General features: G+C 65.1%; 20 protein-coding genes and 1 pseudogene. 8 read left to right on the plus strand and 13 right to left on the minus strand.

Going from position 1 to position 21,075, the window contains the following annotated elements:
• Positions 1–119: 119 nt before the first annotated feature.
• Positions 120–1,040: a DMT family transporter gene (locus M0D43_RS15200; protein ID WP_260807342.1), complete on the plus strand. Its 921-nt coding sequence runs from the start codon at positions 120–122 to the stop codon at positions 1,038–1,040.
• A 39-nt stretch (positions 1,041–1,079) separates the two neighbouring features.
• Here M0D43_RS15200 and M0D43_RS15205 read toward each other — a convergent pair whose 3' ends face one another.
• Together M0D43_RS15205 and M0D43_RS15210 are read right to left on the minus strand one after the other, a co-directional pair.
• Positions 1,080–1,418: a hypothetical protein gene (locus M0D43_RS15205; protein ID WP_252162071.1), complete on the minus strand. Its 339-nt coding sequence runs from the start codon at positions 1,416–1,418 to the stop codon at positions 1,080–1,082.
• Between the two features lie 86 nt (positions 1,419–1,504).
• Positions 1,505–2,449, minus strand: a complete 945-nt coding sequence (locus tag M0D43_RS15210) for a DegV family protein (protein ID WP_252162072.1) — start codon at positions 2,447–2,449, stop codon at positions 1,505–1,507.
• Positions 2,450–2,936: 487 nt separating this feature from the next.
• On the opposite strand from M0D43_RS15210, the pseudogene M0D43_RS15215 reads away from it, so the two are divergent.
• Together M0D43_RS15215 and M0D43_RS15220 are read left to right on the plus strand one after the other, a co-directional pair.
• Positions 2,937–3,188: pseudogene (locus tag M0D43_RS15215) on the plus strand (cellulase S); the annotation flags it as partial.
• Between the two features lie 444 nt (positions 3,189–3,632).
• On the plus strand, positions 3,633–4,424 hold the full coding sequence (locus M0D43_RS15220) for a GH12 family glycosyl hydrolase domain-containing protein (protein WP_425510677.1): 792 nt from the start codon (positions 3,633–3,635) through the stop codon (positions 4,422–4,424).
• A gap of 209 nt (positions 4,425–4,633) precedes the next feature.
• On the opposite strand, the gene M0D43_RS15225 is transcribed toward M0D43_RS15220, so the two are convergent.
• The 6 genes from M0D43_RS15225 to M0D43_RS15250 all read right to left on the minus strand — a co-directional run bounded on the left by M0D43_RS15225 (position 4,634) and on the right by M0D43_RS15250 (position 10,850).
• A complete protein-coding gene (locus M0D43_RS15225) occupies positions 4,634–6,235 on the minus strand; it encodes a rhamnogalacturonan lyase B N-terminal domain-containing protein (protein WP_252162073.1) in 1,602 nt (533 codons plus the stop codon).
• Between the two features lie 357 nt (positions 6,236–6,592).
• The gene (locus M0D43_RS15230) at positions 6,593–6,919 is read right to left on the minus strand and encodes a hypothetical protein (protein WP_252162074.1); all 327 of its coding nucleotides are present in this window, start codon (positions 6,917–6,919) and stop codon (positions 6,593–6,595) included.
• Positions 6,920–7,057: 138 nt separating this feature from the next.
• Positions 7,058–7,474: a ribosomal maturation YjgA family protein gene (locus M0D43_RS15235; protein ID WP_252162075.1), complete on the minus strand. Its 417-nt coding sequence runs from the start codon at positions 7,472–7,474 to the stop codon at positions 7,058–7,060.
• Positions 7,471–8,049, minus strand: coding sequence for a hypothetical protein (locus M0D43_RS15240; RefSeq protein WP_252162076.1), 579 nt, complete (start codon positions 8,047–8,049; stop codon positions 7,471–7,473). The genes M0D43_RS15235 and M0D43_RS15240 overlap by 4 nt, the downstream gene beginning before the upstream one ends.
• Before the next feature lie 123 nt (positions 8,050–8,172).
• The gene (locus M0D43_RS15245; protein WP_252162077.1) at positions 8,173–9,453 is read right to left on the minus strand and encodes an amidohydrolase family protein; all 1,281 of its coding nucleotides are present in this window, start codon (positions 9,451–9,453) and stop codon (positions 8,173–8,175) included.
• On the minus strand, positions 9,450–10,850 hold the full coding sequence (locus M0D43_RS15250) for an amidohydrolase (protein ID WP_252162078.1): 1,401 nt from the start codon (positions 10,848–10,850) through the stop codon (positions 9,450–9,452). The genes M0D43_RS15245 and M0D43_RS15250 overlap by 4 nt, the downstream gene beginning before the upstream one ends.
• A 141-nt stretch (positions 10,851–10,991) precedes the next feature.
• Here M0D43_RS15250 and M0D43_RS15255 point away from each other — a divergent pair, with 141 nt between their 5' ends.
• Positions 10,992–11,552 carry a DUF924 family protein gene (locus M0D43_RS15255; RefSeq protein WP_252162079.1) on the plus strand — a complete coding sequence of 187 codons (561 nt, stop codon included), beginning with the start codon at positions 10,992–10,994 and terminating at the stop codon, positions 11,550–11,552.
• A 167-nt stretch (positions 11,553–11,719) separates the two neighbouring features.
• Here the strand turns inward: M0D43_RS15255 and M0D43_RS15260 are convergent, their stop codons facing one another.
• Positions 11,720–12,589 carry a hypothetical protein gene (locus M0D43_RS15260; RefSeq protein WP_252162080.1) on the minus strand — a complete coding sequence of 290 codons (870 nt, stop codon included), beginning with the start codon at positions 12,587–12,589 and terminating at the stop codon, positions 11,720–11,722.
• 196 nt (positions 12,590–12,785) lie between these two features.
• On the minus strand, positions 12,786–13,712 hold the full coding sequence (gene grxD, locus M0D43_RS15265) for a Grx4 family monothiol glutaredoxin (protein ID WP_252162081.1): 927 nt from the start codon (positions 13,710–13,712) through the stop codon (positions 12,786–12,788).
• 45 nt (positions 13,713–13,757) lie between these two features.
• Between grxD and M0D43_RS15270 the strand changes: the two genes are divergently transcribed.
• Positions 13,758–14,549: a polysaccharide deacetylase family protein gene (locus M0D43_RS15270; RefSeq protein WP_252162082.1), complete on the plus strand. Its 792-nt coding sequence runs from the start codon at positions 13,758–13,760 to the stop codon at positions 14,547–14,549.
• Between the two features lie 151 nt (positions 14,550–14,700).
• Here M0D43_RS15270 and M0D43_RS15275 read toward each other — a convergent pair whose 3' ends face one another.
• From M0D43_RS15275 to M0D43_RS15285, 3 genes are all read right to left on the minus strand, one after another.
• Positions 14,701–15,372, minus strand: coding sequence for a methyltransferase (locus tag M0D43_RS15275; protein ID WP_252165081.1), 672 nt, complete (start codon positions 15,370–15,372; stop codon positions 14,701–14,703).
• 266 nt (positions 15,373–15,638) lie between these two features.
• Entirely contained in the window at positions 15,639–16,289 is a 651-nt protein-coding gene (locus M0D43_RS15280) for an SGNH/GDSL hydrolase family protein (RefSeq protein ID WP_252165082.1), read from the minus strand.
• Positions 16,289–17,560, minus strand: coding sequence for a pyridoxal phosphate-dependent aminotransferase (locus tag M0D43_RS15285; RefSeq protein WP_252162083.1), 1,272 nt, complete (start codon positions 17,558–17,560; stop codon positions 16,289–16,291). Before M0D43_RS15285 ends, M0D43_RS15280 begins: the two co-directional genes overlap by 1 nt.
• A gap of 156 nt (positions 17,561–17,716) precedes the next feature.
• On the opposite strand from M0D43_RS15285, the gene rsgA reads away from it, so the two are divergent.
• The 3 genes from rsgA to M0D43_RS15300 all read left to right on the plus strand — a co-directional run bounded on the left by rsgA (position 17,717) and on the right by M0D43_RS15300 (position 20,905).
• On the plus strand, positions 17,717–18,808 hold the full coding sequence (gene rsgA / locus M0D43_RS15290) for a ribosome small subunit-dependent GTPase A (RefSeq protein WP_252162084.1): 1,092 nt from the start codon (positions 17,717–17,719) through the stop codon (positions 18,806–18,808).
• Positions 18,808–20,070: a flavohemoglobin expression-modulating QEGLA motif protein gene (locus tag M0D43_RS15295; RefSeq protein WP_101362081.1), complete on the plus strand. Its 1,263-nt coding sequence runs from the start codon at positions 18,808–18,810 to the stop codon at positions 20,068–20,070. The genes rsgA and M0D43_RS15295 overlap by 1 nt, the downstream gene beginning before the upstream one ends.
• Positions 20,071–20,224: 154 nt before the next feature.
• A complete protein-coding gene (locus tag M0D43_RS15300; RefSeq protein WP_252162085.1) occupies positions 20,225–20,905 on the plus strand; it encodes a type 1 glutamine amidotransferase domain-containing protein in 681 nt (226 codons plus the stop codon).
• Positions 20,906–21,075 lie beyond the last annotated feature (170 nt).

The following is a 21,075-nucleotide window of genomic DNA, read 5'->3' on the forward strand; positions in this document are numbered from 1 at the left end:
GCGCATCGTCACTGCGTCTGCGCTGCGCGATCGCGCGTGCAGCGTCGCGACGCGGCCGCATCGGGCAATCACATGCATTGGCGGTGCGACAGGCAGGCCGCGTGCAACCGGAGCGTTGCATGAGCGCGGCGCTTCCCGCTGGCCTTGTACCGGCAGGCGCATCGCGCCGTGCGCTCTGGCAGTTGCTGGTTGCCGAAGTGTTGATCGGGTCGGTTGGCGTCTTCGTGCACGGGAGCGGGCAGGATCCGGTAACGGCGGTGTTCTATCGCTGCCTGTTCGGTGCGTCGTTTCTCACCGTATGCGGTGTGATCGGCGGGCAGTTGCGCGGGCTGTGGCGCGAGTGTGCGTTAGTGCGCGATGCGGCGATCAGCGGTGTGCTGCTGGTGTTGAACTGGGTGGCCTTGTTCGCCGGCATGGCGCGCTCGTCGATCGGCGTGGCGACGATGGTGTATCACGTGTTTCCGTTCGTGATGCTGATCCTGGCGGCGTTGCTGCAGGGCGAGCGCACGCGGCGCGCCGATCTGGGCTGGACGCTGCTGGCGTTCGTGGGCGTGGCGTGTTCGGCCGATCCGGCGCGACTGTGGCAGGCGGCCGACCGCGGCTATCTGCTCGGGATTGCGCTGACCCTGCTGGCGGCCCTGCTATGCGGCGCTTCCTTGCTGATGTCGCGACGCATCAGTCGCGAGCGGCCGTTGGCGGTGGTCACGGTGCAGTGCTGGGTCGGGACGGTGTTGCTGGCCGGATTTTCGAGCAGTGCCGCGCTGCATCCGGGCATGCATTGGGTGTGGCTGGTGGGCCTGGGCGTGATCCACAGCGGAATCGTGTACGTGCTGTTCTATTCGGCGTACCGGCATCTGCCTGTGGCCACGATCGCGGTGCTGGCCTTCGTGTACCCGCTGGTCACGCTGCTGCTGGATTATCTGCTGTATGGCCACGCGCTGGTGCCTGTGCAATGGCTGGGCCTGACGCTGATCGTGCTCGGCACGCTGGCGGTGAACCTCAAATGGCGCTGGCCACGCCGCGCATTGGCGCGGGCATGACCGCGCGCCACCACGCATGCAGCATGGCGGCGCACACCGTCAACGCACGTCGCGCATTTCCCAGTGATGGCCGGCCAGGGCCTGCATGCGCTGTTTGAACAGGTCGCCGGGGATGCTGGTGGTGGCGACCAGGTCGACGCGCAGGTCGTCTTGCTTGCCGGTGACGGTGGCCGACGGATCGGTGATGCCCAGTGCGGGGTCCACCTCGTCCGGGTCGGCCTGGAGCTGGCGCCAGCGATCGAACCAGGCCGGATCACGCAGTGCGGCCTGCAACTGTTCGGCAAACGCCTCGGCGCCGTTGGCGGTGAAGCTCACCGATGGCGCGCTGCCGCGGGCGAGCTTGGGGTCGGGCAGGCTGATCGAGTAGCTGACAGGCATGGACACACTCCGTTGAATGACGGCAGCACACTAGCCGAGGCGGGGTGAGAACACCGTCGAAGGCCGTGTACCGTCAAGCGCTTGCTTCAGGCAGAAAAACCATGCGGTTCGGCAGCGAAGGCCACGGCCAGCGCGCCCTTGCCCACGTTGACCATGCCGGTCAGGCTCATCACGCTTTCAAACAGTTCCACGCCATGGCTCTGGCAGGCGGCCTGCAACGCGGCATAGCCGGGCAGGGCATGCAGCTCGGCCAGCTCGCCGCCATAGCCTACGCATACGGTGGGTGTCATCAGGCCCTCGCGGAGCTTGCGCACGGTGAAGCCGAACAGTTTCTCGGCCGACGGCTCGAAGCCCTTGAGCTTGGCCACCGGTTCGGTGACGCCGCGATACGCGCGCAGCACCGGCTTGATATCCAGTGCGCTGCCCAGCGCCGCGCCGATCAGGCCCACGCTGCGATCGCCCTTGGTGCGTGCGCGCGCCCGCAGGTAATACAGATCGCGCGGGATCATGTAGCCATAGGTGTACTCGGCCAGCTGCTCCAGCCGCGTGCGGATCGCCGCCACGCTCTGACCCTGGTCGCGCAGGCGCACCGCTTCCACGGCGGTGATGCCCTGGCCGGCGAACAGGTTGAGCGTGTCGATCACGCGCAACGCGAACGGCGAGGTATGGCCGGCAGCCTGTCGGATCGGCTTGTAGTCGTTGAGGATCGCGAAGCTGGCCTGCATGGCGTTGTCGTAGATCTGGCTGCGCAGCTTGGAGATGGTCAGGCAGAACACGTGGTCGTAGTCGATGACCAGTTGTTGCAGGAACAGATCGCGGATCTGGTTGACCGAAAACGGGGTGGTTTCCGCCTCGTGTCCACGTTCGGCCACATGCGCCTGCAGAAAGCTCAGCGTAGCTTCTTCATCGCGATGATCGGCCAGCACGGCTTCGCCGATGCGGACGCTGATCGGCAGCACGATCACGTTGTTGCGTTGGATGAAGTCCTGCGGCAGATCGCACGCACTGTCCACCACGATTCCGATACGCATCGTCGCCCCCTCCGGCTGTTGCGTTGTTTGTCGTTCGAACGCTATCGCAAAACGGGCCTGCCGCGTAGGTCTGACGTGGAGGTTGGTTAGCAGCGTGTATCGCGTGGATGGCTCCCGGGCTGGCGCACGTGGGTGTCCGCGCCACCAAGTCACTGCACCGGGATAGCCAGTGCACGGGCAACTGACGCCGCGTCGGCATGCCAGGACGTGGTCGATGCACATGTGGCTGTGCACCATTCGTTACCCCGGTACGCCCTTGTCGTGATGCGATATGTGGCGCCGCGCGCCTGTCCAGGTCGCTAACTGATAGCCAGCGCACGTTCCAAGTGCAAGGTGGCGCCCGCTATCGTGCTTGGCGGGGTAGGGCTACCGGAATCGGTATAGCTCCCCTGGCGACGCCACTGCTAGGGTCCAATCCCGATCGCCGTACGGCGGATCTCGACGGCGCTGCACAGTGCCGGCGTGCTGCATCACACGGAGCGTCAACATGCATAACCGCCCATCCAGCTCCCTTCCTCACACCGGCGCCCGGACGCCGACGCCGGTCACGCGGCGGCGCGCAGCGCGCTGGTGGACCGCGACGCTGGCTTTCGGTCTGGTAGCACTCGCCCCCGCGGCGCTCGCCGGCCCGCATAAAAATGTTGGCAACCACGATGCGTGGGTGAACAATTCCAACGATGCAAACAACATCGTCCAGGGCACTTTCGGCATCGACAGTACGCCCGAGCTGACCGTCACCTTAGCGGGCTTTGAGGTGGTGCGCGGCAATGGGTGGGCCAAGGTCAGCGCAACCCTGGATGCGAAGTAACCGCAACCGCTGCTGTGTTGAGCCGGCCGCCATTACCGGTCGGCCCGCGTACGTTTTGTCAGGGATGGGCCTGCCGCAGCCTGCGCGCTGCCCGTTGCTGTTCGATAGCCAATCTCTGCGCAGCTCGCTGTGCACACGACAACGAAGTGGCCATATGTGTGTCGCCTGTAGCGTGGCATCGCACATCGGATGAGGCCATGGTGACCGGTCTGCATGGATGACCGCGTCTGCGCCCCGTCAGTGCGCAGACATTCGGTAGGCGACGCACAGGTGTCGTCTTGCCGGATGCGCGAGGGTCGTTCGCCCCCTGCTCGGTGTCATGCCGATTCAGGTGGGCGTGGTTGGTCCATCCATTTTCGGAGTACATCCATGCACATGCATCGCCGTTCCCACTCGCCGCTGTTTGCCCATTGTGGTCGGTTGCCGCGCGCTGCTGCGCTGGCCTTGCTGCTGGTCGCGACCAGCGCCAGTGCCTACACCGGCCAGACCAAGGTCTATGGCACGCAGTACGCATACAACAACAATTTCAACGACGCCAATAACAACATCCAGGCCACCTTCGGCAGCGGCAGCACGCCAAGCCTGACCATCTCCTACAACCTGCCTAGCGGTAACTTGTACGGCTATCCGGCCATCTGCCGCGGTTGGCACTACACGATGAACCCGGCCCCCGATAGCTACTTTCCGCATCAGGTGTCCAAGATCAACAGCCTGAGCGGGACGTTGGCGTTCACCACCAAGGGCAGCGGGCAGACCGGCGATTTCGCCTACGACCTGTTCTTTCGCACGGACGCCAGCAAGGGCAACCCGCAACTGGAAGTGATGATCTGGGGCGCCAACAATTCGTATCCGGTCGGCACCCTGACTACCGCCAACGCGATTACCTCAGGCGGCGTGACCTACGATTTGTGGGAGGGCAATAACTTGGCTGCTGGCTATTACGTATATACCTTCATTTCGCATGGTACTGCGGGCAACAGCAATGCGCTGCCGGCCAAGGGCAATGTCAACGTGGACGTCAAAGCGTTCTTGACCAAGTTGCAGGCGTTGCGCGGCGGCGATGGCCGCTACAACAGCAGTTTGTATCTGCAGGTAGTGGAGGCCGGCTTCGAAGTCACCGGTGGGATGGGCACGGTGTCGCTGACCGGGTCGATTGCGGCCAACTAAGTGCGGCGATGATCGCGTCGTCGGCTGCGATGGCGCGCAGTTGGCGCGCGTCCGGTGCCGGGTGCGCGCTAACGTGCGTGTCTGCATCGCGGGAAGACGTGCGAATCTCGTGTCATTTTCTTGATGCAGCCAAGTGCCATGCATCGCGCGTCATCGAGCGCGGTGCATGGCGCGTACTGGCTATGGCGTGGCCGTACTGTCGGTCGCTGCTACAACGCCACCAGTTGGATGCTGTCAAACACGATTGCCGGGCTGAGGTAGCCGTTGTCCGGGGAGCCGGAGGCAATGCCGATCTCGATGCGGTTGCTGCCGGCCTGCAATGCAGAGGCGGGGATGTCCACTTCGTACAGGGTGTTGTTGCCGCGCGTCGTGCCCCGCGTGATGCCGCGTGTCTTCGGTTGCGTGGGGGCAGCAGGCGCCGGTCCGCTCCAGCGTGCATTCACGCTGATCTGCGGGCGTGCACTGCCCTGGGCCAACGGCACGAAGATGCGCAGGCGATAGCCGCGTACCTCGTTGGCGGCCAGGGTGAAGTCGATCCGGCTCGGTGTGTTGATGCCGCGCCACTGTACCGCCGGAAAGCTGCTCAGACTGCTCGACCCGACGGTGTAGGTCACCGGAGACCAGCGCATGCGCGCATCGGAAGGGTGTGCATGCGGTAACAGGTCCGCGTATCTGAACCCAGCCGGCGTGCCATCGGGAATGCCGATCTGCCACTTCAGGATGCCTGGTAAGGCGACCGCTTGCAGTGTGGCTTGCGCAGTGGCGTTGGCAAACACGTCAATGTCGCGCTGTGCTACTTCCAGTTCGTTCTGGTAGAGCGTCATGCGATAGCTGCCCGGGCGCACACCTGCCACCTGATAATCGCCGTTGCCGTCGGCGGTGCCCCAATATTGCGCCTGCGCGTTGCGCAGACCGATGACTGCTGGCTGGCCGGGTAACACGCCACTGACGTGCCCACTGACTGCGCCGCGCCCGTTTGCCGGCAAATAGCCGGCCAGACCCAGCGCGCCATCGACAAACTCGGTGTTGAGCTGGCTGTTGGACGGTGCGCTGCCATCGGTGAACAGCAGCCCATACACACCATGCAGGCCACCACGAAATGCGTCGGTCTGGGTGTGATCGGAATACATGTAGTTGTAGAGTTCATGTGTCACACGGGTCTTTTGCGTGGCGATATCCTTGAAGAAGGGGCCGCCCGCACTGCGCTCACGGTTGCCCATTAGCATGAACACTGCAACGCCTGAGCCGCCGACGCCATGCACCTGGTCGTCCATCATCCGGCGTGCGGAATAGAATTTGGAACTGGTGCGTCCATCTGGCAACAGAAATACATCGTCGCCTTCGATCGCCGTGCCGACATTGGAATCGGGTTCTTGCTGCGCATTCGGCAACCTGGGCACATTCAAGCGGGCGACGAAGCGCAATTCGCCCACCGGTAGCAAGGTTGGCGCATACGTGGCCATGTAGATCGCGTTGCGGCCCTTGCGCACGATGTAGTACTGGATCAAATCGCCGGCCTTGGCGGACACGACGATCGTGTCGCCCACGATGCGTGCGTCCACGCTGGCGCTGCCCAGCCCCGAAGCGATGTGCGAGCCCTTCGGTTCGGTGGTCTGCAATTCGTTATTGCGATAGCACATCGACACGATATCGCCATTGTGTGCATTGACCGAAAACACCAGCTCGGCACCGCTGTCGACAATTACGCGATCGCCGCTGCGGGTGAACCCGAAGTCGGCCAATGCAGGTGCGTTGACGCCGGCATAGAGCAACAGCGCGTAGGCGAAGGTGTGCAGGTGATGACGGGGCATGGTGGTGACCTTGCGGACGCAGGACAGCGGTGCGATGCAGGCGCGCGATGCTAGGCGAGCGCCGGAGACAGAGAATGTGCGCACTGTTCGAAATTCCAGCAATCAAGACGGGAGTGGTTGGCCGAATGCGGGCATCGCTGACCGGTCGGTGCAGTGGGTAGTTGCGATTGGCAGGAAGAGCGCATGCACCAGCGACGCTAGCAGACCATAGAACGCATTTGTCAGGTAGACGTGGGCGGCGTCGAGCCAACGCGGTGCACGAGTGGCACATGCCGCAGATCGCCAGCGGCTGCCAGCTGGCGATGAACGTGGTCACTTCGTTGGCTGCTCTATGACAGGACGACATCATTGCAGGGCTCAGCGCAACCTGTCCCGTGCCGAGGCGATGTCGGCCATCCATTGTTCGCGCTTGCCGATCATGAAGCGATGTTCGTTTCCGTCGCTCAACCGCACCGCCAACGATGTCGGCGCGATCGGCAGCAGGCCGAATAGGCGCGTCCAGCAGGGCTGCACCGCCACGATCTGCCGAAAAGGCACGCTCAACGATGGTGTTTGCACATTGAATGCGTGTGGCTGGAACAGCAACGCGTCGGTGGTGAGAATCAGACGCCCGCCCACCGCTTCCATCCCGCGCTGAAGATTGGCGGGTGCTTGACGCAACACCTCGCGATCAATCGAACGCAAGCCGCCACCTTGGAATAGCGAACTCACGGTCGTGCAGCGGCAATGTGGGCACGTGACATGTGCCAGTGCGAGACGCCAAGGTTGCCGAGCACTTCAAGGAACGAAACCGAAACCATGCGATAGGCCTAGTGGACTACATCACTGCAGCGAACGCCGCCCGCCAGACGCGGTAGCACGCCATGACAGCACATCACCCGTGTACGCCAGACTACCGCCGATCAGGTACATCAGCAGATCGTGCAGGGTGGCGGTATTGCCGAGCGCGATGTAAGCAGCGCTGCCAGGCCGCAGCCCCAGGCGGTCGGCCAGGTGGATCGCCTGCAAGGCTTCGATCAGGCACCCGGTGGCCGCCGCTTGCACGCAGGCCCGCCGTGGCGCGAGCGCGAGCATGCCACGCAGCCCGCAGTAGACCAGGATCACCGCCAGCACATCGCCCAGGCTGCCGCGCACCCACGGCCCGCCGAGCTCGCCGGCGCCGATCGCCACTTCGATGGCCAACACGGTGCTGGCGATCAGCAGGTAGAGCGCGCGGACACGCATCGAAAGACGGCTCATCGCGCTTTTGCACGCGTGCGTTGGCGGCCTTGCGTATAGGTCGTACTGAGCGGAAGACGGACGCTGCGCTCGCGGTCGGTGAGCGTGACCTGCACCTGCCAACGGCCCGGCAGCTCGCTCGCCTCGGTGCGCACGGTCATGCTGACGTGTGCAAGGAAGACATTGCGCGGATCACCGCCGATTGGTCCTTGCAGGCACGGCGCATCAACCGCGTTCTGCTCGGCGTGTCCGGTGGGGTCGATGACCCGGATGCTGCACACCACATCGGCGCGCTGCTGCGCATCCAGGCCCGGATGAGAGATAAAGATCAGCAGAAACAGCGCATCGCCGGTGCTGACATGATCCACCTCGTTGAAGTGCGGTGTGGTGTCGCTGGGCGCATTCCACTTTGCCGCCCAGTCCGCATCCGAGGTCAGCAGCAGGCTGGCGCCGAATCCCTGGACCATCTTACGGCTGGGCGAATCCGGAATCGCCTCGCCCTGCCGGTTGATCCATCCCGATTGGGCAGTGGTCGACAGCGGCAGCAACAGCAGTAACGCGACCAGTGACGACAGCGGGGGAGGTGGCAGGCGCATGAACAATCCTTGGCGAGCGCATTCCGCTGAAACGGGAGCGGAGCCGTGAAGCGGTGTGCCGGTAGATCAATGATGAAACGCGATGCTGACGGGTGCGGCGTGCATGGGGCGCGCCGCACGCGCTTACTTCAGATAGGCGCGCGGCAGCGGGCCGGCCTGCTGCATGTAGCGGTCGCGCAGCTCGCTCTGGCGCGAGCGCATCGGCATGTCACGGCCGCCCATCCAGACCTGCTCGGCGTAATGGGCAACATCCAGCGGGTCGCCCTCCCACAGCACCAGGTCGGCCTGCTTGCCTACCGCAATGCTGCCGATGCGATCGCCAACGCCGAAGATTTCCGCTGGCACACGGGTCAGACCGGCCAGGCCGGATTCCCACGGTAGGCCATTGGCGACCGCATTGCCGGCCAGCTGGCGCAGCTTGCGTGCGTTGTGCGAGGCATCGCCGTTTTGGGTAAAGCTGACCTCCACACCGGCAGCGCGCAGACGTGCGGCGTTTTCCAGCGTTGCGCCGATCTGGTCGAAGGTCGATGGCAGATCCGCCAGCGCGTCGACCAGCACCGGGACCTTGGCCTGCGCCAGTTGTGGCGCGAGCTTCCATGCTTCGGCGCCGCCGGCAATGGCAATGCGCACCTTCTCGCGCTGCGCCCAGCGCAATAACTGGCGGATGTCGGCCGCGCGTTCCACCTGCACCACGATGCGCCCCTGGCCGGCCAGATATTTTGCCAGTACGCCGCGCCCGACCGGGGTCAGCAATGCATGTGGCGAATCGGCCGGGATGCGTCCGCGCGCTTCGGCAACAAGTTGATCGAGCAACATCCATTGCGCCGCACGCGAACTGCCGGTGAGACCGGACGCCGCTGCACCAAGACGGAGAAACAGCGCATGTGGGCCCAGCGGATCTGGGCTGCCGTCCAGCCGCACGATGCCGCCCTGGCCGGCAATGAAGGCGCCGCTGGTGGTGGCGCCGAGCGCGGTGAAGCCAATGCCTTCCACACGCGCCACCGGCACCAGTACCGAATCGGGGTTGTAGGCCAGGGTGACGTCGAATTCCGGGCGCATCGGTTGGTCGGCCAGCTTGACGCCGCTGTCCACCGTGCTCTCTTCGCCGGACACTTCTTCGATGCCGATCTCGGTGATGCCGCCGAACAAGGCCGGTGTCAGTGGGCGGCCTTTCGCCTCGACCACACGGCCATCGCTAGGCGCCGTCAAGTTGCGGCCGATGGCGCGGATCACGCCGCCCTGCACCAGCACGTCGGTGTTCTGCAGCGTGCCCTGCGCGGTGGCGGTATGCACGGTAGCGCCGCGTATCAAGACCTGCTGGCCGAAGGCCGGCAATGCAAGCGTGGCCATGAGCAAGGCAGCGATCGCGTGCAGACGCGGGCGCACACCGGTTGCGCGGCTCATCGTGCCATCTCCTGGCCAAGCATGAAGTCCGATACTGGCTGCAGTGCGCGGTTGTGCCGGTCGTAGACCTGTGCGCCGTCGATGTACACCTGGTCGGCCAACGCATACGAGCTGAAAGGGTTGCCGTTCCACATCACCACATCGCCCATCTTGCCCGGCTCCAAGGCACCGGTCTGCTGCTCGATGCCGAGCGCCTTGGCGGCGTTGCTGGTGAGCCAGCGGATGGCACGCTCGGGCGGAATCTCCATGCCGCTGCGACGCGCGTTGGCGATCACCTTGGCGGCCTCCTGGTTGAGCCGCTGGATGCCTTCTTCCGAATCCGAATGCACGATGGCGCAGCTGTTGGCCGGGCGATCGACCAGTGCGATGTTTTCCTGGATACCGTCGAAGGCTTCCATCTTGAAGCCCCACCAATCGGCCCAGAGCGCGCCGCAGACGTTTTCCTGCGCCAGGCGGTCGGCCAGCTTGTAGGCCTCCACCCCGTGATGGAAGGCCGCGATGTGGAAGCCAAATTCCTTTGAGAGATCCAGCATGGTCGCCATTTCATCGGCGCGGTAGCAGTGGATGTGCACGCGGATATCGCCGTTGATGGCGCCGGCCAAGGTGTCGAGCTTGAGATCACGCTTGCCGCCGGCATCGCCGCCGCTGTCGTTGTCGCCGCCGCTGCTCCACCAATGACGCTTCTGTGCGGTCTTCTTTTTCGGTGCGTTCTTCTGCAGATACTCGGCCGCATCGATGAACGCGGCGCGGTAGCCGGCCACGTTGCCCATGCGCGTGCCGGGGCCACCTTTCTGGCCATACACGCGTTTGGGGTTCTCGCCGCAGGCCATCTTCAGGCCCCACGGCGCGCCGGGAAATTTCATCCCCTGGTAGGTGGTGGACGCCACGTTCTTGAGCGTGACGCCGCGCCCGCCGATCAGATTGGCCGAGCCCGGCAGAATCTGCAGCGAGGTGATGCCACCGGCCAGCGCGGTGCCGAAGCCAGGGTCCTGTGGCCAGATCGAATGCTCGGCCCACACGTTGGGCGTGACCGGTGCGGTCATTTCGTTGCCGTCGCTGTGCGCGCTGACGCCCGGGCTGGGGTAGACGCCCAGATGCGAGTGCACATCGATGATGCCGGGCGTCACCCACTTGCCGGTGCCGTCGATGCGGCGCACATCCGCGGGCACCTCGAGCGCCTTGCCGACAGCGGCCACCTTGCCGTCGCGCAGCAGCACGTCGGCATCGTCCAGCCGCTCGCCGGTGCCGGTCAGCACCGTGGCATGCTGGATCAGCACCGGACCGGACGCAAGCGCACGGTAGGTGCTGGGGTAGGGGTCTTGCACGAAGCGCGGTGCCGCAGACGCAGGCCCGCACAGCACCGCCGCGCCCAGCGCGGCGAACAGGATGGAACGCATGGATTTCCCCCGGTGAAACGAACGCGTAGGCCGCAAACCTAGCCGCCAGCGCCATGCTTGCCAAGTGCTGAAGGTGCGGTTGCGGCTGCTTCATCACATGCAAGCGTGCATGCTGTGCCGTATTCCTCAGGGGGAACGTCGATGATTGCCAAAACAGAGCGCAATAAGCAGGCCGATGTAGTGCTGGCTTTCTGGGAGCTGGCCGGTTCGGCCCGCTGGTTCACGCACAACGATGCATTCGATGCCAATTTTCGTCAGCACTTCAGCGAGCAGCATTTTGCTGCTGCGCGGGGCGACTATGCGCATTGGATGGCGCGTGCCGAAGATGCGCTGGCGCTGCTGATCCTGCTCGATCAATTTCCGCGCAATGCCTTTCGCGGTAGCGCCCATGCCTACGCCACCGACGGGCTGGCATTGCAGCATGCCAAGCAGGCGCTCGCCAGCGGCTTCGATCAACAGGTGACGGCGCAATTACGCCTGTTTTTCTATCTGCCCTTCGGGCATGCCGAAGACGCCGATGAGCAGGCGCGTGCGGTGCAGCTGATCACTGCGCTGGGCGACGCCGAGAGCACCCACTCGGCGCTGGAGCATCAGCGCATCATTCAGCGCTTTGGCCGGTTTCCACACCGCAATGCGGTGTTGGGACGTGATGCCACGGCAGAAGAACAGCAGTTTCTGGACGAAGGCGGGTTTGCCGGTTGAAGACCGGCGTCGGTTAGTTGCATGCCGGCGGTTGCGGTTTGCCGTGCGGCGTCTGCAACGACGGCGCTAGCGCCGAACTAGCGCCGAACTAGCGTCGGCCTTGCAGTGGGTGGATGCGTGCCACGCGCAATGCCGCAACAGCGATCGCGCATGCACTAAAGAACCGATCAGCAGCCGCCCGGCAACGCTTCCGAACGCCAGGTGGGGCCTTCGCCGAGCAGTAAATAGAACCCGTAACTTTCGTAGCCGCTTTCCGACAGCACGAAATCGAGCGTGCCGTTGCCGTCGATATCGCCGAACTGCAACAGATGCGTGCGCAGCGGCAGGTCTTCGCAATCGTCGCAGCCGCTCGCAGCGTGCCCCTTGCGGAACTGCCAGCGGCTGCCGTCATGTTCGAAGATCGCAAGCACGACGAGCACGCCGGTGGGGTTGTCCGGATTGCCGGTCTTGATCGGATGATTGGAGGTCAGCACGGCCACGCGCCGCTGCGGTTGCTGCGTATCGGTGACGATCTGCAGCGCCGCCAGGTCCTGAGCGCGATCGGCATTGAACGCTGCCAGCGCCTGCGTCAGTGCTGCCGGCTTGACGCTCTTGTGCAGTTGCGCGGTCTCGCCCGCTTGGCGGAAAAGCTCGGCCTGTTCGCTGGCAGTCGCCGCCCGGCCGGCAAAGCGCTTGCCGGGGTTTACGTCCACCGTCGACAGCAATGGCGAATCGGCCAACGTGGGGTTGCCCTTGATGCGCAGCTTCGCAGTGCCGCCGCACATGCTGTTGTCGTCCACCGTTAGCGCCGCAAGCCGCAGGTTGCCGGCGGAAACGCCTGCATTGAAGATCTGCAGCGGCTGGCTCAGCAGCGCATTGGGCAGGGTCGATTCCTTCGCCACGCTCTTGCCGAGCCATACCGGGATGTATTCCAGCGGAGCGTCGGTCGGCTGCTTGTCGTAGGTCTGGACCAGCAGCACGGCGCGCGACGGTTCGGCTGCGTAGGCGGCCAATGGCAGCAGTGCGGCCAGGGCGAGAGAGCGCAAGCGGGTGTGCATTGCAGCGATGTCCTTGTGCAGGTTGATCCATGAAAAAACGGACGCTCCAAGGAGCGCCCGTTTCGGTCTGCGGTGTGCCAAGCAGCTTGCATCTGTGCAAGTCGTGGTCGCACGGGTCACGCGAGCGCCGCACTCTACATGTGCGAGATGACGCGTGCGCGGCAACCGCGACCCTGCAGCGACCGCCCAGTGTTGCTCAGTACTTCGCCACACCATTGTCTACTTCGTCCGACCAGGCATCGATGCCGCCGGTGACGTTGTAGACATTGGTAAAGCCCAGGCTGCGGAAATGTTCGGCCGCCTGCAGGCTGCGACCGCCGCGGTGACACAGGAATGCCAGCGGGGTGTCCTTGGGCAGCTGTTCGATCGCGGCACGCTCGTGCGCATCCAGGGTGCGGAACGGTGCGGCCACGGTGGCCAGCGCACGCTCGTCGGCCGGGCGCACGTCCACCAGGGTCAGGCCGCCGGCCTTGAGGCGATCGTCGGCATCGCGCACCGACAGCTCCTGCACCGGCTTGGGCGCATTGGGGTTGTCGATGGCCAGGCCGCGACCGCGGATGTCGTCCACCCAGTCGATGGTGATGCCGTCGGCGCGGCGTGCGCTGGCCAGGTCGAACTGCACGCGCAGGCCATTGGATTCGGCGGCAATGGCGTTCGGATTGGTTGGCGCCAACTGGAAATTGGGCTGGAAATTGGCATCGATGGCCAGCGTCAACGACGCATCCGGCGCATCGGCCAGCGCGCCCTTGAGCATCTCCACCGCAGCCGGGGTGATGGTGATCTTGGGCGGGCTGCGATCCGGCGCCTGCAGGCCGAGCATGCTGCTCAGCTCGCCGCTGTCGGCCATCTGCAGGATGATGTCGCTGCCGCCGATCAGCTCGCCGTCCACGTACAGCTGCGGAATGGTCGGCCAGTCGCCATAGGCCTTGATGCCCTCGCGGATCTCCTGGTCGGCCAGTACGTTGACGTGGGCATAGTCGATGCCCAGCCCGTCCAGCACGCCGACTGCCTTGGCCGAAAAACCGCACTGCGGCATGCCGGGCTGGCCTTTCATGAAGAGCACCACGCGGCTGGATTGCAGCAGCGTATCGATACGGGAACGCAGGGCGGGATCGAGGGACATGGCAGCACTTCGGTGAGAGCGTGGAGACCGGGCATTCTACGCCGCATGGCATCATGCGGCATGACCACGCCGGAAACGCTGTATCGCATCCCCTCCCACCCCTACCGCTGGGTGGGCTTGTTCGCTCTCTCGCAGGCTGCGGTGGCGGTGCTGTGGTGGCATCTGGGCTGGGGCTGGGGGCTGCCGGCGCTGCTGCTGTCGCATGCGCTGTTCGTGGTGCCGGTGTTCCTGCCGCGCGCGCGCCTGTATGCGCCGGTGCTGGCACGGCTACCCGGCCGCGTGCCGCATGTATGGCTGACCATCGATGATGGCCCGTCCGACGACACTCCGGCCATCCTCGACCTGTTGGACGCTTATGATGCCAAGGCCACCTTCTTCGTGGTCGGCGCGCGTGCCGAGCAGCGGCCGGAACTGGTGCGCGCGATCGTGCGCCGCGGGCACGGCATCGGCAACCACAGTCATACCCATCCGCAGGCGTGGTTCTGGGCGCTGGGGCCGCGCCGCATGGCGCAGGAAATCGGTCAGGCGCAGCGCGTGCTGGCCTGCATCACCGGCCAGGCGCCACGGCTGTACCGCTCGGTGGTGGGCATGACGAACCCCTTCGTCGCCTCGCCACTGCGTGCCCACGGGCTGACTCGCGTGGCCTGGAGCGCGCGCGGTTTCGACGGCGTGCATTGCGAGCCGGGGACCACCATCGCGCGCATCGTGCGCGACCTGCAGCCCGGCGCCATCGTGCTGCTGCACGAAGGTGCTGCGCACGGCCATAACCTCACCATCCTGCGCGGCGTGCTGGAGGCGATGCAGGCGCGCGGATTGGTGGGGCGGCGGCCGGATTAAGCGCGACCAGGACAACAGCCGTGCTCGCTGCAAGGCGGGCGCAATCAGTGTTGGGGCTGCATGTACCGCCTGTACACGGCAATTCCTTCGCCCCTGCCATCTCTAATCGACGAGTGCTCGCTACGGGTAGCCGTCGTTCGTAGCGCATTGCTCAGCGCGGCTCGGCCACGATCAGCCAATTGTTGAACGGCGTGTTGCCATACAGCGGCGCGAACGTGGCGCGCAGACCGGCCGCCTCCAGATGCGCTTGCAGACTGTCACGGGTGGGATAGCTGCGCGGCATGCGCTGCATCCAGCCGCTCAGATGCGCCAGCACGTCGGTGACGCGGCTGGTACGGCCGCGGCTGCTGGCATCGCCCAGCGCGCTGCGGATCACCAGCTTCGCACCGGGCGTGAGCATCTGCGCCACGCTGCGTAACAGACTGGCCTGCATGTCCGACTGCAGATACTGCAGCACATCCAGAATAGTGACGCTGCCCTGATGCTGCGGCCACGCCACACTCAGATCGACCACTTCGAACTTGGTGTTGCCCAGGTTGGACCGCTGCGCGATGTGCTGCGCGCGACGGATCTTGGACGCATCCACATCCACACCGTGATACGCCAGCGCCTGACCATCGGCGCGCAGCGCATGGGCAAGCAGGCCCAGCCCGCAGCCCAGATCCAGCACCGGCGCGGTGGTCTTGCGCAGCTCGGCCAGCACACCCGGGTACAGCGGGTCGGTGCGCAGCTTGGCCTGCGTGTAGTAGTAGTCGTAGCGGTTACCCAGCGGATGCGGCGGCAGAAACGCGCTTGCAATCTTCAATGCCTGCGCGCGGCTCATCGGTTGGGTGGCAGTGCTGTGCAATGTCGTTCCTTGGCAATCAGGCGTGTCGCGCGGCTAGCTTAGGGCCTGTCGGGCTGATTGCGGTAGGGCCGAGTCATGTTTTTGAGCGGCGTAGCCGTATTCGAAGGGGCGGTCTTTTCCGAAATTGCACGCGGTGAGGTGGTGCTGTGGCGCGTGTACCGACGAACGTTGTGCCGCAGATGCAGGGTCAGAGATTCGTATGCAAAGGCACAACGCAGATGTGCGCCAAACAGTGCTGGGATTTAGACAGTCGTGTCCAGGGATCCCACAGCGCCCAGCGCGTCACGCGCCGCCGGCAACGCCAATGCTGTCCAACGCGCATACATCTCGCCGGAGGGGTGCAGGCCGTCGTCCACCAGCATGTCCGCCGCATCGCCGGCATCGCGGCTGGTGGCCGTGATGTCGACAAAGCGCACGCCGTGCGCGCTGCAACGGTCGGCAGCGATCGCGTTGAAGGCATCGATCTGTGCGCCGATCAGCGCGGCATCGCCGCCTTGTGCACGCGCAAACGGAGTCAGACCCCAATCGGGAATCGACAGCACGAACACGCGTGCGGGATGGCCTTGCGCAAAGGTCATTGCACGCAGCAGCAGCGCATCGAATTGCTGGCGGTACTCATCCAACGCGCGCCCGCGGTATTGGTTGTTGACGCCGATCAGCAGGCTCACCAATTCGAACGGGCCTTGCGGTGCCGCGGCGTCGATACCCGCCTGCAACTCGTCGGTGGTCCAGCCGGTGGTGGCGATGATCTGCGGTGGCGCCACGTTCCAGCCGTAACCACGCAACCCATCCGCCAATTGCATCGGCCAGCGCTGGGCGGGCGCGACGCCTTCACCGATGGTGTACGAATCGCCGAGCGCCAGATAGCGCAGCGGCCTGCCAAGCGCCGCCATCACGCCACGCTGCGCGACTTGAGCGGAACCACCTTGGTGACCGCTTCGGCGCGGCGTGCCAATGCGCGGTCGATGCGGGCGAACACATCGCGCATGACGCTGGCTTCGGGCATCAAGGTCACGCGGAAGTGATGGCGATACGGCACGTTGAAACTGGAGCCTGGGACGACCAGCACGCCTTCTTCATTCATCAGGTCGAGTGCGAACGCGTGATCGTCGAAGTTGCGCGCCGCCGCACCCACCACCGCCGGGAACGCGTACAGCGCACCGGCCGGTGCCACCAGCGACAGATGCTCGCTGGCCGCGCAGGCCTCGATCACCGCGCGGCGGGTTTCATACAAACGACCACCGGGAGCGCACAACGCCGAAATGGTGTCCGGCCCGTTCACCGCCGCATCGATGGCGTACTGGCCCGGCACGTTGGCGCACAGGCGCAGCGCGCCGAGCAGGTCCATCGCGTTGCGCAGGTCGTTGATGCGTGCCTGATCGCCCGACAGCAGTGCCCAGCCCACCCGCCAACCGCAGGCGCGATGCACCTTGCTCAGGCCGCTGAAGGTGATGCACGGGTGCGCACCTGCCAGGGGTGCCACCGGCACGAAGGCGGCGGCGTCGTAGAGCACCTGGTCGTAGATCTCATCGACCATCAGCAGCAGATTGTGCTTGGTGGCGATCGCCACGATGCGCTCCAGCAGCTCGCGCGAATAACTGGCGCCGCTGGGGTTGTTCGGATTGATCAGCACGATGGCGCGGGTGCGCGAGGACACCAGCGTCTCGATCTCCACCGGGTCCGGCTGAAAGCCGTTTTCCGGCGCGCAGCGGTAATACACCGGGCGGCCGTCGTTGAGAATGGTCGCCGCCGACCACAGCGGGTAGTCGGGCGAGGGCACCAGCACTTCGTCGCCGGGGTTGAGCAGCGCACGCAGCGACAGGTCGATCAGCTCGCTGACGCCGTTGCCGATGAAGATGCGGTCTGGATGCGCATCCGGGTGCTGACGCCGCGAATACGCCTTGGCGACCGCTTCGCGCGCTTCCGGCAGGCCCTGCTGATGGGTGTAGGGATCGGTGCGGCCCATGTCGTCGGCGATGGCGCGCTGCAGATGCTCCGGTGCGCGGAACCCGAATGCACCCGGGTTGCCGATATTGAGCTTGATCAGCTTGCGGCCCTGCGCCTCCAACTCCCGCGCTCGTCGCGCCAGCTCGCCCCGGATTTCGTAGCGGACTTCGGACAGACGCTCACGAATCGCGAGCGGCTTTTGCGGGGCAGTGGACATGCGACGGGCCGGTGGTAGGCGTGAGACTTGGCATGGTATCGGAAATATGACAGGCGGACATGCTTGCATCGGCAACGATGTCAAGAGGGGCGCGTGAGCCGCGCGGCAGGACCGGATTGCACAAGCCGCTGCGCCCCAGCCAGCTAGAATCGCCCCATGAGCGACATTCCCCCCGATTACCCCACCCTCCAATCCATCGGCTGGCCCTGGCCCGGGCCGCCCGAAGAGGCGGCCTGGCAGGCGGTCTTCGCCGCGCATCCGCAGGCGATGCCGGCGCGGGTGGTGGAGCAGCATCGCACCGGCTATGTGGTGGCCGATACGCCGGAGGCCAGTCTCAAGGCCGAGTCGTTGCCGGAATGGCAGCGGCCGCGGTTCCCGAGTCATGAACGGGCCGCGGTGGGCGATTGGGTGCTGATGGAGGGCAAGCGCATCGTGGCGCTGCTGCCGCGGCGCACCTCGATCAAGCGCGGGGCGGCCGGCGAGCATTACCACCAGCAGGTGATCGCGGCCAATATCGATACGGTGTTCATCGTGTGCGGGCTGGATGCGGACTTCAATCCGCGTCGCATCGAGCGCTATCTGCTGCTGGTGGGCGGTGGCGGTGCCGAGCCAGTGGTGGTGCTGACCAAGGCCGATCAGACCGAATACGCCGAGGATGCGTTGGCAGTGTTGGAAGAACTGGAAGCGCAGAACATCCCGCTGCTAGCCGTCAATGCCAAGGATCCGGACAGCGTGGCGGCGTTGCGGCCGTGGCTGGGCGATGGCCGTACCGCGGTGCTGGTGGGCTCGTCCGGTGCCGGCAAGTCGACGCTGACCAACACCTTGCTCGGCACGCAGAAGATGAAGACCAATGCGGTACGCGAGAACGATTCGCGCGGCCGGCATACCACCACCCACCGAGCGCTGATTCCGTTGCCCTCCGGCGCCTGCCTGATCGATACGCCCGGCATGCGCGAGCTCAAGCCCACCGGTGAGGAAGATCTGGCCGAAGGCGGTTTTTCTGACGTGGAGGCCCTGGCGGCACAGTGCCGCTTCAACGATTGCGCACATATCGCCGAGCCCGGCTGTGCGGTGCGGGCAGCAATCGAGGCCGGCGAGCTGGATCCGGAGCGGGTGGCCAATTACATGAAGCTGCGCGTGGAAGTGACCGCTGCGGCCGAAAAGCTCGCCATCCGCGTCGCCCAGAACGCCCGTGGCAAGGGCTCGGGCAAGCGGCCGGCCAGCGTCGATCGTCCCGGCCGGCGCTGATGCCAGCGCGCAAGGGGCCGCCGGACATCGTCCACCACGCGGCGCTGGATGCGCGCCTGGTCAAGGCAGTGCGCGGTGTGCGCCTGCTCGCCCTGGCGAGCTGGCCGCGCTCGCTACAAGAGCCGTTTCTGCAGAGTGTGGCGCGCGGGCAGCCGGAATTGCCGCAGGTCGATTACCCAACGCTGGAGTTCGGCGACACCCGGCGCGAACTGGCCGCCATCGCCAAGGACGCCGATCCGCATCATCCGCTGGGCGCGTACCTGATCGATTCGGCGCATAGCTGGAGTCTTGCGGCCGGTTTGCTGGAATCGTTGGGCACCCGCGCGGTCAGCGATTACTCGGCGCAGTTGTTCGGCGTGCCCGACGATCCGATGCCGGGCAATGGGCCGAGCACGCGCGAAGCAGCACGGCATTTCATCCAGATCGCGCAGGAACTGGATCGCGAGCTGATGGCGCCGGAAGAGCAGGTGCCTGTGTCGGCGACGGCATTGCGCATGCAGTTGCAGAACGACCTGGATGCGTTCTTCGAAGGACGCGTGATCACCGTCGTGCTCGACCCGGATCTGCTCGCCAAGGCGGCTGCCGGCGCGCACCGTATCCGCTTGCGCACCGGTGCGACGTTCAGCGATTACGACCGCGCGCAACTGTTCCATCACGAAGCGCTGGTGCATTCGCTGACTGCGCTCAACGGGCGCGCGCAGGTACATCTGCCTAGCCTGGGCATTTCCTCGCCGCGCACGACCGCCACGCAGGAGGGCTTGGCCACATTCGCCGAGCAGATCACCGGCAGCATCGATATCGAACGCATGAAGCGCATCAGCCTGCGCATCGAAGCGATTGCGATGGCGCGCTCGGGTGCGGATTTCATCGAGGTCTTCCGCTATTTCACCGCAGGCGGGCAGAGCGCTGCAGAAAGTTTTTCATCGGCGCAGCGCGTATTCCGCGGCGTGCCGACCAGTGGGGGCGGCGCCTTCACCAAGGACACCGTGTATCTGCGTGGCCTGGTGGCGGTGCACACCTTCTTCCGCCACTCATTGCAGCGCGACCAACTGCAGCTCTGCCGCTACCTGTTCGCAGGCAAGATGGCGCTTGGCGATGTGGCGCGCTTTGCACCGTTGTTCGACAGCGGCGTCCTGGTCGCCCCACGCTGGCTACCGCCGTGGGTGAGCCGCGTCAGCGGGCTGGCCGGCATGCTGGCGTTCTCGTTGTTCGCCAACCGCATCCGCATGGACCAACTGCAGCCGCCGGCAATGAATGTGTGAGGCAAGCCGCGGCGCGCAGCTTCACCGCATCGCGACGAAACTACTTCATTTATGAATAAATTAGGTGCTCGCCACGTGCTCTACACGAGGCTGCAACGGGCTGAATTGCACACTGGCCGCCTTGCCCAATCGGGCCACGACACGAGGCAACGCGATGAAAATTCTAATGGTGCTGACTTCCCACGACCAGCTCGGCGATACGGGTAAGAAGACCGGCTTCTGGCTGGAAGAATTCGCTGCGCCGTATTATGTGTTCAAGGATGCGGGTGCGGACATCACCCTGGTCTCGCCCAAGGGTGGCCAGCCGCCGCTGGACCCTAAGAGTGACGAACCCGACGCGCAGACCGACGCCACCAAGCGCTTCAAGCAGGACCCGGACGCGCAGAAGGCGCTGGGAAGCACGCACCGCCTGGCCGACATCAACGCTGGCGATTTCGATGTGCTGTTCTACCCGGGCGGTCACGGCCCGCTGTGGGATCTGGCCGAAGATGCGGATTCCATCGCGCTGATCGAAGCATTCGCCAAGGCCAACAAGCCGCACGGCCTGGTTTGCCATGCACCGGGCGCGCTGCGTCGGGTCAAGGGCAGCGACGGCAAGCCGCTGGTCAGTGGCCGCCGCGTCACCGGCTTCACCAATGGCGAAGAAGAGGGCGTGGGCCTGACCAAGATCGTGCCGTTCCTGGTCGAAGACGTGCTGACCGAACTCGGCGGCAAGTACGAAAAGGGCGCGGACTGGGGCGTGCACGTGGTCACCGACGGCACCCTGGTCACGGGCCAGAACCCGGCTTCGTCGGAGAAGGCCGCAGAAACCTTGCTCGAATTGGCGAAGCACTGATCTTGCAGGGTTACTGATCCTGCAAACGCTCCTTCCATGAGGGAGCCAAGCCCGGCACGCACGCCACTGGCGCGCGCGCTGGGATGCAGAGCGGTGATTGGGGTGAGGGTGCGATTTAGAGCAGCTAACAAAACTACTGCGCAGCCGCCAGGCGGGCGCGGCCGGTGCTC

Source organism: Xanthomonas prunicola (assembly GCF_025266575.1).
In the GTDB taxonomy this organism is placed as follows: domain Bacteria; phylum Pseudomonadota; class Gammaproteobacteria; order Xanthomonadales; family Xanthomonadaceae; genus Xanthomonas; species Xanthomonas prunicola.